The organism is Deinococcus frigens DSM 12807 (genome assembly GCF_000701425.1).
Classification (GTDB): Bacteria; Deinococcota; Deinococci; order Deinococcales; family Deinococcaceae; genus Deinococcus; species Deinococcus frigens.
Map to the genome: position 1 here is coordinate 1 of NZ_JNIW01000087.1, position 9,803 is coordinate 9,803.

The 9,803-nt window shown below is 60.6% G+C and carries 10 protein-coding genes; 3 read left to right on the forward strand and 7 right to left on the reverse strand.

All coding sequences use genetic code 11. The features are described from left to right. The coding region (locus Q322_RS23630; RefSeq protein WP_156953154.1) for a winged helix-turn-helix domain-containing protein at positions 1 to 452 on the reverse strand (452 nt) is incomplete at its 3' end. 44 nt (positions 453 to 496) lie between these two features. Between Q322_RS23630 and Q322_RS0118410 the strand changes: the two genes are divergently transcribed. Beyond that, positions 497 to 1,324, forward strand: a complete 828-nt coding sequence (locus Q322_RS0118410; protein ID WP_211248934.1) for a GntR family transcriptional regulator — start codon at positions 497 to 499, stop codon at positions 1,322 to 1,324. Positions 1,325 to 1,442: 118 nt separating this feature from the next. Here the strand turns inward: Q322_RS0118410 and Q322_RS25015 are convergent, their stop codons facing one another. The 4 genes from Q322_RS25015 to Q322_RS0118430 all read right to left on the reverse strand — a co-directional run bounded on the left by Q322_RS25015 (position 1,443) and on the right by Q322_RS0118430 (position 5,699). Then, complete coding sequence (locus tag Q322_RS25015; RefSeq protein WP_084148086.1) at positions 1,443 to 2,420, reverse strand: glucosamine kinase nucleotide-binding domain-containing protein; 978 nt, start codon at positions 2,418 to 2,420, stop codon at positions 1,443 to 1,445. After that, positions 2,323 to 3,321, reverse strand: coding sequence for a serine hydrolase domain-containing protein (locus tag Q322_RS0118420; protein WP_029479337.1), 999 nt, complete (start codon positions 3,319 to 3,321; stop codon positions 2,323 to 2,325). Before Q322_RS0118420 ends, Q322_RS25015 begins: the two co-directional genes overlap by 98 nt. Beyond that, positions 3,318 to 4,124 carry an N-acetylmuramic acid 6-phosphate etherase gene (locus Q322_RS0118425; protein ID WP_211248935.1) on the reverse strand — a complete coding sequence of 269 codons (807 nt, stop codon included), beginning with the start codon at positions 4,122 to 4,124 and terminating at the stop codon, positions 3,318 to 3,320. Before Q322_RS0118425 ends, Q322_RS0118420 begins: the two co-directional genes overlap by 4 nt. 135 nt (positions 4,125 to 4,259) lie before the next feature. Beyond that, positions 4,260 to 5,699 carry a serine hydrolase domain-containing protein gene (locus Q322_RS0118430; RefSeq protein WP_029479339.1) on the reverse strand — a complete coding sequence of 480 codons (1,440 nt, stop codon included), beginning with the start codon at positions 5,697 to 5,699 and terminating at the stop codon, positions 4,260 to 4,262. 229 nt (positions 5,700 to 5,928) lie between these two features. Here Q322_RS0118430 and lysA point away from each other — a divergent pair, with 229 nt between their 5' ends. Both lysA and Q322_RS0118440 read left to right on the forward strand, forming a co-directional pair. After that, the gene (lysA, locus tag Q322_RS0118435; RefSeq protein WP_051668748.1) at positions 5,929 to 7,131 is read left to right on the forward strand and encodes a diaminopimelate decarboxylase; all 1,203 of its coding nucleotides are present in this window, start codon (positions 5,929 to 5,931) and stop codon (positions 7,129 to 7,131) included. Next, entirely contained in the window at positions 7,124 to 8,464 is a 1,341-nt protein-coding gene (locus Q322_RS0118440) for a M20/M25/M40 family metallo-hydrolase (RefSeq protein WP_051668749.1), read from the forward strand. Before lysA ends, Q322_RS0118440 begins: the two co-directional genes overlap by 8 nt. Positions 8,465 to 8,488: 24 nt before the next feature. Here Q322_RS0118440 and Q322_RS0118445 read toward each other — a convergent pair whose 3' ends face one another. Beyond that, positions 8,489 to 8,887, reverse strand: coding sequence for an ISAs1 family transposase (locus Q322_RS0118445; RefSeq protein ID WP_051668750.1), 399 nt, complete (start codon positions 8,885 to 8,887; stop codon positions 8,489 to 8,491). 248 nt (positions 8,888 to 9,135) lie between these two features. Next, positions 9,136 to 9,803 (reverse strand): transposase (locus Q322_RS21260; protein WP_051668751.1); only part of this gene is annotated, 668 nt, incomplete at its 5' end.

Sequence of the window (9,803 nt, forward strand, 5' to 3'; positions counted from 1 at the left end):
TGTTCCCGCCAGGACGCAATTCGAAGTTCATTGCGCTCGGCGGCCCGTCCATCCGGCATCTGTGGTGTGAAGCCCATCTGATGAAGGATTTTCCGAACGTGGTCGCGGTGGTACCAGATGTCAAAGTGCCGACCGATGAGATCCGTGACCCGGCGGGTTGTCCACGTATCATCGGGAAAGCCATGCTGCGGCGCACCCTCCCGCAGGAGGGTGCGAAGCTGCTCAAGTTGGCTGGAGGTCAGACGTGATGGACGTCCTGGAGCGACGGTGGCCTGCAGCGTGCCGATCTTTTTGAGCCGGGCTCTCCAGGTGGTGACCGTGAAGACAGACACGCCAAAATGTTCGGCAATCTCGCGGTGCGTGTGGGTGCCGCGTTGAAGCCAGTCGGCAGCGGCCAGTCGGCGTTCCTCAAGCTGGGCGCGGGAATACCGTGAAGGTTGCCATTCGGCCATGCCATGAGGCTATCAGGCAGTATTTACGCCGTGATCAATAAGCCGTGAAAAATGACAATCGTTCGACACTCCTGTCGTTTGGCTTGTTTGGTCAACAGAAAAAAGCTACATTGATTGGTGTGGGATTGGTTCACGCATCGATGACGGATGACACTCCGCTCTACCTCCAGGTGGAAGCGCGACTTCGTCAGGGTCTTGCCATTGGTACCTGGCCGGCCGACCAGGCGTTGCCTCCAGAGCGGCAGCTTGCTGAGGAAATTGGCGTCTCGAGGCGCACTTTGCGCAAAGCTCTCGAGCGGCTTGAAGAGGCAGGGGCACTGGTTCGCAAACGGGGCTCCGGAACCTACGCCGCCAGCCTGACGGCCCCGGAAGATCCGCTTGTCCGGCTCAGCCAGGCCCCCCAGACGTTGACCAGCTTCACTGAAGAAATGCACGCGCGCGGCATGTCCGTCACCACAAAGTGGCTGGTGCGTGAAACCACTGCCGTGACGCCGGACGAGGCTTTTGCTCTGGCCATTTCGCCCAGGGACCGGGTCGCCCGCCTCAAACGAATCCGGTATGCCAACAAGCTCCCAGTCTGCATCGAACACACCGTTCTTCCGGCGGAATTTGTTCCGGATCCCCACAAGATCCATGACTCCCTCTATGCCTATCTCGACGCCACCAACGCACGGCCAGTGCGGGCGCTTCAGCACATCACGGCCCTCTTCATGCCGGCTGAAGAAGCTGAGGTGCTGATGCTCAGCACCAAAGAGCCCGCCCTTTTTACCCGCAGGGTGACGTATCACGCCAACGGACACGCGATCGAATTCACCCGGGGCTATTACCACGCCTCCCGCTACGAAATCGTCGTGGAGACCGGAGGACGATAGCCGTCTCACTCATCAGGATGAGCCCACATCCTGTTGTGATGGCCAGGACGACCCGTCACCCTCCTGTTTCTACACTGGTACACAACCGGTATCCAGCAGAGTCATCCGTATACAGCGATTAGTGGGGGAGTTGTGCCGTTTTTAGCGCGGCGCCTAGAGGCCGCTCCGCCATAGGTTGGTACCGCTCCAACCACTCTGGAGGTGCGTAGTCCAACACGGCCCGAGATAACCCACCCCAAACCGTCCAGGGACCTTGCATGGCGTTAATGCGACCGAGAAGCCCCATCAGCTCGGAAGACCAGGAGGTAAGGAGCCGGGCGGCCTCCTGATCTCCCTGTTTCGCCGCAGCGAGCACATCAGGAACGAGGCCAGCATAGGACGACGCCTTGGCCGTACGGGTCCATCGAATGGCGCCATCTATGCCCAGGAAGCGGCGCTGCATCGCGGTCGCCAGAGCGGTGTGCTGGCCGCTCTCAATCGCCTCGAGCCCCAGGCGCAGCCCTTCCATCCCCAGCCAGGCACCTCCACCACGTTCCAAGGGAAACCCCCATCCTCCGGCGCGAACTTCCTGCCCAGCTGCGATTCGCCGCAAGGCGAGTGCCCCAGTGCCGCACAGCAAGATGGTCCCCTCACCACTCGGATACGCTGCCCGCAACGTCAGGTGAGCGTCACTCTCCACCGTCAACCGTCGGAATGGATGAGGCAGGGCCAGCAGCAAGGCACAGTCCTCGAGCCGGCCGAGCCCGGCAATCCCAGCATGGACTCTTGTCTCCCGTAGACTGGGTTCCAAACCAGCGGCCCGGAAGGCAGCTGCTACTGCCTCTACGACTACCCGCAGGCTTCCTGTATGCCCGACGGTGCCCAGATTTCCCGAACCGGCTCGCCCTTCACCAAGTCTACGTGACCCACTGCACAATTCAGCCCTCGTTCCACTGCCTCCCACATCGACACCTGCGTAGAACATGACTCCTCCATGGATGACGGGTCGAAACGAAGACTCAGGGGCCTGTGGCGTGGAAAACAGCCACGGCATTTCCGAAAAATCGGCGCAGGTTGATGATCGGCGCGGCGTGCCGTCGGCGTGGGTGCACGTCATTGGTCAATAGGATCCACGCCACCCCGCGCCCGATGTCCACCCAGCAGCCGGTGCCCGTGAAGCCGGTGTGGCCAATCGCGCTGGCTCCCGCGAGGCTCCCCCCACTCCAACCATGGTGTTTGCGTTCCCAACCCAGTGCTCGGGTGGCCGACCCGGGCCGCAGCATTTCGTCCATCGCGGCCGCCGAGAGCCAACGACCATTTAGAACGTCCTGGAGCACTTCCATCACCCCACTCACCGTGCCGAAGAGTCCAGCATGTCCAGCGGCGCCGCCCAACGCGTACGCATTCTCATCATGAACCTCACCGCGCAACACGCGGCGCCGAAGGCGGCAGTGCTCAGTGGCCACCGCACAGTCGGGATTGGGCCGGAACGTCAAACCAGGAGGAAGAGGCCGGTGCTGCAGCGGTGTTCCGCGGATCCGCTCGATTAACAGGCCTAACAGGATGTAGCCGACGTCGGAGTAGACGTTTGCGCCCTTCTGCCACACCTCGTTGAGAAACCGTGTTTTTCTGGACTCAGGAGTGCCTACCCATTCGTACAGTGGTACCGAGGCAGGAAGGTGCGCTTCATGCATCAGGAGTTGCCGCACCGTAACGTTTTCCAAGAGGTCGCGGTTGCTCGTCAGAATTTCAGGCAGCCACTGCTGAATCCGGCTGTCCAGGTCTACCTTGCCCTCCTCGACCAGCAAAAGAATCTCTCGCACGGTGAAGAGCACTTTCGTCAGACTGGCCAGATCGAAGTACATGTGGTGGTGCAAAGGAATTATGGTTGGCTCCCGCTGAGACGCCCCGAACGCTGCCTGATACAACGTTCCATCGGCGGTGACCATACCTACGGCTGCGCCAGGGAACAGACCGTCGTTCACGGCCTGCTCGACTAGAGCGAAGGGCGGGATCATGCGTGCGCGAGGGCGTCGCGAAGCTGACCGTTCATAGCGGTCAAACGTTGACGGGCTGCGGACGCGCTGACCTGCAGGCGGAGCATCACGATCGCTGCTTTGAGCTGTCCCTGAGCCAACTCCAGGGTTGTGCGGGCTGTGTGTTCATCTGCGCCAGTAGCCGCCATGATCAGCCAGACGCTGCGCTCGCGTAACTTGTGATTGTTCGGCTTGACGTCCACCATCAGATTGCCAAAGGCTTTGCCGAGACCAACCATGACAGCCGTCGAGAATATACTCAGCGTGATTTTCTGAGCTGTTCCAGCTTTCAGCCGGGTTGAGCCGGTGATGACCTCGGCGCCGGTATCGAGGACAACCACGCAGTGAGGGAGCGCCTCGAACGCTCCCCTGCGGTTGTTGATCATCGTGATGGTATAGGCACCTGCCTGACGTGCCGCCTGGAGCGCGCCAATCACGTACCGGGTGGTGCCGCTGGCCGACACCCCGATCAGCACATCAAGGGGGCCTACACCGAGATTTCGAGCGTCACTCGCGCCCTGCGCCATATCATCCTCGGCCTCTTCTGCAGCCGTAACGGCCGCCTTGGATCCGCCGGCGAACATCGTCACCGCTCGCTCTACTGGCCATGAAAACGTAGGCGGCAATTCAGCAGCGTCCAGCAAAGCAAGCCGTCCACTTGCTCCGGCACCTGCATAGATCAGGCGGCCACCACCTTTGAGGCGTGCCACAGTGTGTTTCACCGCTTCTTCCAGCTCAGGGCTCGTTGCCTGAACCGCCTTGGAGGCGCGAGCCTGATCCGACATGACTTCGAGAAGCTCGTTGGGGGAAGCAGGTCAAAGTTCTCATACCGAGGATCAATCTGTTCTGTGAGTGGGAGTGAACTCATGCGGCCCTCCTTGGTGTGGGGTGTAAGATCAGGGGCTGGTGCGGTTGAGTGGTCAAACGCGGGTGAGCAGGCTGCGCAATTCCCTTCCCACACGGTGGGCGGCAGGCGGGCCGTAATTGGAGAGCACCACGGTCGTCAGCTCACTGCTGAGGTCGAAATCGAGCCAGGCACTGATACCGGTGCCTGCGCCGGACATATGGAGCAGATCGCGGTCATCCGCATGAACTTTGAACACCCCGTACCCGGCCTGACTATCAGAGCGGTTGGTCGGCACGAACGTCGATGCCAGCAGGTGCATCCGGGCCTCGTCGAGGAGTGTGCCATTCCGGGTCGCCTGGATGAAATTTACGAGATCCATCGCGTTGGCATAGGCGTACCCGTGGGGCCCACCGCGAACCTCGATCTCGCGGACATGGGTGCGGCGCGGGCGTGCCAAGTCAGTGGGGTGACGGATATGCAGTTCGTAGCCTGTGGCGCGCTCGGGATGGTCGAAGTCGATTTCGTCAAACCCAGCCCCATGCATGCCCGCTGGTTTGAAAATCAATTCCCGGACTGTGTCAAAGTAGTCCTTTTGTGCGGCGTGCTGAAGGATGACGCCCAGGATGACGTAGCCGACATTGCTGTAATGCCAGTGCCGATGCATCTCACGCTCAGGCGTACATCGCTTAACCAGATCCCACCAGGTCTCCATGTCGCGGCAGCGGTCTTTCCACAACCAATGCAGGTCTCCAGTCAGGACGGCCGGGCCGAACCCCCCGGTGTGGGTCAGGAGCTCATGCACGGTGATGCCGCGCCAGCTGTCGACACACTGGGGCAGATGATCGTTGATCTCATCCTGGAGTGAGAGGCGGCCATCTTGCACCATCCGAAGAACACCGACCGCCGTGAACATCTTCGTGAGCGAAGCCAGGTTGAAACGAGTGCCCGCTCCAATGCGAGTTTGTGACGCCTGATTGGCTATGCCCGCGCAGGCCTGAAATATGGTTTCAGGCCCTCGGCGGAGCAGGACGCATCCAGAGAACAGGTCATGCGTGGCGAGCGTATCAATGTAACTTTGTGCAGCGGACCAGACGGAAACTCGCGCTTCGGGGCGGGTGGGCACGGTCACAAAACGGTGACCGTCGTGCACAGACGCCAGGTGAAACCGCTTCAGCTGCCCCACGTCTGGATCGACCTCAATGGTGAGACGCACCCGGCCAGTAACAATGGGATGCCGTTCCCTGGCGGTGATGCTCAGGCGCCTTTCCGTGTGCTCGTGGACTGTTTCGACCTTCAACCCACGGTTGAGGTAGACCAGCGGAGCGGCCCAGTCACCGAGTTCGGGGTGAGCCGTGGGTACGGGCACGAGATCGCTTTCTTCCAGATGGAGTCCGGGTGCGGATGTGGCCTGCAGAAACGCGACGAGCTCAGGCATCGTCGACTCATCGTAGAGCGCGAGGAAACGGCGGAGCCACTGGCCAGCAGCTGTCTTGAGAAGGTCGGTGGTCGACACAGGGTGGATGATGCCTCCTCATTCATGGCCTGGGCACCGCTGGCCACCAGGACGACGTGCTGTTGAGGCGAGGGGTGACATGGTCGAGAGGTTGAACGTTTGGTCACCCTACGGTGGGCCGGACTGCATGTCAACAACTTAGCACCCAAATGGATGCCAAAGAGGTGCCTAGAGGCGTCGACGATTCGGTCAATAAAAACCAGTACAGTAAATACCCCTGGAGGACAGCATGGATGCAAGTCAAAGCCCCTCATTTTTCGCGGCCCTGCCAGAACTTGCGGTTCAATTTGGTACCCCAACATACGCGTATGATTGGGCAACCCTCCGCGAACGCGCCACCACCTTACGGGCGGCTTTCCCTGACGCCCAGGTTCGTTACGCCATCAAAGCAAACCCCAACGTCAACTTGCTTGAGCGCCTCAAGAGCGAGTTCGAATTTGGCTTCGATGCTGTCTCCGGTGGCGAAGTCCATCGCGCCCTTTACGCCGGCACGCCAGGGCCGGACATCGTGCTCAACGGGCCTGGCAAACTGACGGCCGACTTCGCCCTGGCACACGAGGTGCAGGCCACCCTTGTCCTCGACTCGCATGACGAAGTCCACCGGGCCGCTCGCCACGCCCCAGGCGCCCGCGTCCTCATTCGGGTGAATCCGGAACTGCAGGTCGGCACCCATGATCACCTGGCGACCGGCAACGGAAGTGCCAAGTTCGGTGTCCTGCTAAAGGACGTTCCTGAGGTTTATCTGAAGGCGCGTAAAGTCGGACTGAACGTCATCGGCCTGCACGTACACATCGGATCCTCTATCGATAATCCGGAGGACTTCACTCAGGCGTTCGCCAAAATTCAGAATCTGGCGTCCAGCGTCGGCCCTGTTGAGGTGCTCGACATAGGGGGAGGCTTCGGCCTGACTTTGGATCTGCACGCTCTGGGCCAGAAGGCCACGAGGCTTGCGCAGGCCTTCCAGGCCGAGTTGTGGATAGAGCCAGGCCGTTACCTGGTTGCTGATGCTGGGATCCTGCTCACTCGGATTGTGGGGTTAAAGCGCACGCACCGGCCGTTTGTCATCTGCGACGCCAGCATGACGGAGCTTCTCCGGCCGATGTTGTACGGATCCAGGCATGCGGTGTTGCCGCTCAGGGAACGTCACGCCCCTCCTTCCGTCTGGGATCTGGCAGGATCCGCCTGTGAGGCTGGAGACGTTCTGGCGCGTGACATCACTCTGCACGAACCGGTCGAGGGCGACCTGCTGGTTATCGCCCAGGCAGGAGCCTATGGTGCCAGTATGGCGTCGAATTACCTGACTCGCCTGCGGCCAGCGGAAGCGGTGTGGGACGGGGTTCAGTGGGTTCAATGGCGCCGCCGTGACATCCTCTCGGACCTCCTTGCCGCCGAACTGGCCGCGGCACCGGCAGTGGGGGCACACCATGATTGACCCCCGGGTGAACCGCGCCTTGGCCTTCACGTACCAGAACCCGGTACTGCTGCTTCAGCAGCTTCTTCGCTTCCGCACGGTCAATCCGCCAGGAAACGAGCTCGCCTGTCTGCAGTTCGTTCAGGACGTGCTGGCCAGTGCCGGGGTTCCTTCCAGACTTCTCGGGCATCACTCAGCCCGCCCAAATCTCATTGCCCGACTGGCGGGAGCCGGGACTGCCCAGCCGCTCTTGCTACACGGACATGTTGACGTGGTCGCGGCAGAGGAACCTCAATGGCAATACCCTCCCTTCGCTGGAGTGATCGAAAACGGCTATGTCTGGGGACGGGGGGCACTGGACATGAAAGGGGGCCTTGCTATGATGCTCAGCGCCCTCCTCCGCGCCAGGATGAGCGGCCTCACGCTGCCTGGCGACGTGATCGTGACGCTCGTCTGTGACGAAGAGGCCGGCAGCGATCTTGGAGCAAAGTACCTAGTCAAGGACTGGGCCCATCTGTTTGATGGCGTTAAGTACGCCATCGGTGAATTTGGCGGATTTATGCAGACGATTGATGGCCAGCCCTTCTTCCCGATCATGGTGGCCGAGAAACAGATCTGTTGGATGACGGCGACTTTCCGAGGACCGACGGGGCATGGATCCGTGCCCAAAGCGGATATGGCCATGACCAAGCTGGGACGCATGCTCAATATGCTTGACCGCACTCCCCTCCCTATCCACGTTCCGCCCGTAATGCAGACCATGCTCGGTGCCATCGCTTCAGGCGTAAGTGCACCGGTGGCGCGCGACTTGCGCGACCTGACCAGCGCGGATCAGGCGGACGCCGCGCTCAGCCGCTTGGGCGAGACGGGCCGTCGACTGGCTCCGCTGTTGCGGAACACGATCAGCCCCACCATTGTTCAGGGGGGAGAGAAGATCAATGTGATTCCGGCCGAGGTCACCCTCCAGCTGGATGGTCGGCTACTCCCCGGCCAAACACCGGATGACCTCCTTCTCGGAATCCGCGCGCTTGTCGGGGAGGACGTCGACTTGGTGGTCGACCGTTACGACTGGTCTCCTGCCGAACCAGACCTGGGTTGGTTCGGCACCCTGGCCACCATTCTCCAGGAGATGAGGCCAGATGCCATCCCTCTTCCCTCTGTGCTGGGTGGCGTGACAGATGGGCGATTTTTCGCCCGGCTCGGCATTCAGACCTACGGCTACCTGCCAACCCCACTTCCGAATGAATTCGACGCCATGTCAGCGATTCACGCACCCAACGAACGAATCCCGGTGGATAGCCTTGAGTTCGGGACGCAGGCCATCCTAACAGCTCTCCAACGGGCACCAGCGTAAAGGGCAGTATGAGACAGGGCCAACTTACGTCAACGGCGCAAACAGTTTGGCGAGAAGGCGATCCCGATAAGCGTCGTCCCAACCGACGCGCTTGCGATTTTTTGCCAGTCCTCCAGCGGTGCCTTCGAGTCGCATGACATTCAAGGCCCAGCGCCGCATGACGGCCATATTTTCTGCACCGTGGTCTTTCACGGTGCGCCGGGCATCCTCATCGAACGCGACATCCAGCACCCAATGCAGCTTGTTCTCAACGTGCCAGTGCGTCCTGATGCTCTCCAGCGCCTCGTGGGCATCACCTGGGAGCGAACTCAAAAAGTAGCGATCCTGCACGCCCAGGATCCCTTTGATGGTGCGCTCAGAGCGCACCATTACCACACTTTGAAGGCCCGGCCACACGTGATCATCCAGGGTAGGGTCCAGCATGTGCGACGTTCTTCCCGGCCATGTCCTGTGTCCACCGTCGTCACCGTCTGGAGCGCCGTCTGGATGAATGGACGACGTAAGGCGTCGTCAAACATCTCCTGCACGTCCTCGAACAGGGTAGGCTTGAAATTGCAAGGGTTTAGTGGTTCTTGCACGCTTTTGGTGCATGCGGTTAGCCAGAAAGGACACGGAGTCGCAGGAGATCAAACTCAGGAGTTGCACCTTGCATAGCGGAGTGAATAGCCGTGCTAGTGCAGGAATTCCGCGTTTTTCGAGAACAGGTGCAGCAGTCGGTTGAGATGTAGATGGGGCAGCACCGTGACCAGCGCCAGGAACGCACATTCCTCCGGGGTCAGCCCGTCCTGCCGATGGAGAATTGCCAACGTCCAGGCCAGGAAAACCAGCAGGATCCAGCGATCCAGCCCCACGACAGTTCGCAACGCGAACTGTTCCAGGCCGAACTGATGCTTCCCCTCCTTGAAAAAGGATTCTTCGTTCCACCGCTCTTTGCCCTCCTGGGTCACCTCGTCTCCTTCCATCAGTTCTGAAGACACCGCATGAAATGTTCGATCTCTACGGTCGAAGCGGCCCAACGTCAGCGTCTCATACGGCCAATTCTTCAGTTCAACATAACCGCCGTGTGGGCACTCAGAGACGGTCACTTCCCCTGGATGCAGGGTGCGCCGAGTGGTACGGACACCCACCACGAACTCAAAACCAAGCTGCCGGACCTCATCGAGAAACACTGCTGCTTCAAAACCGCTGTCAGCCAGCACCCGGATGCGAAACCGGGAACGGATGGAGTGAGGAACAGTGCGAAGCATCTCGCGCGCCAATGTTGTGGGTGTGGGCGTGCTTTTCCCCTTGTACACCCGGTAGGCCACCGGGAACTTCACGTCCCGGTACTGAGCGAAGA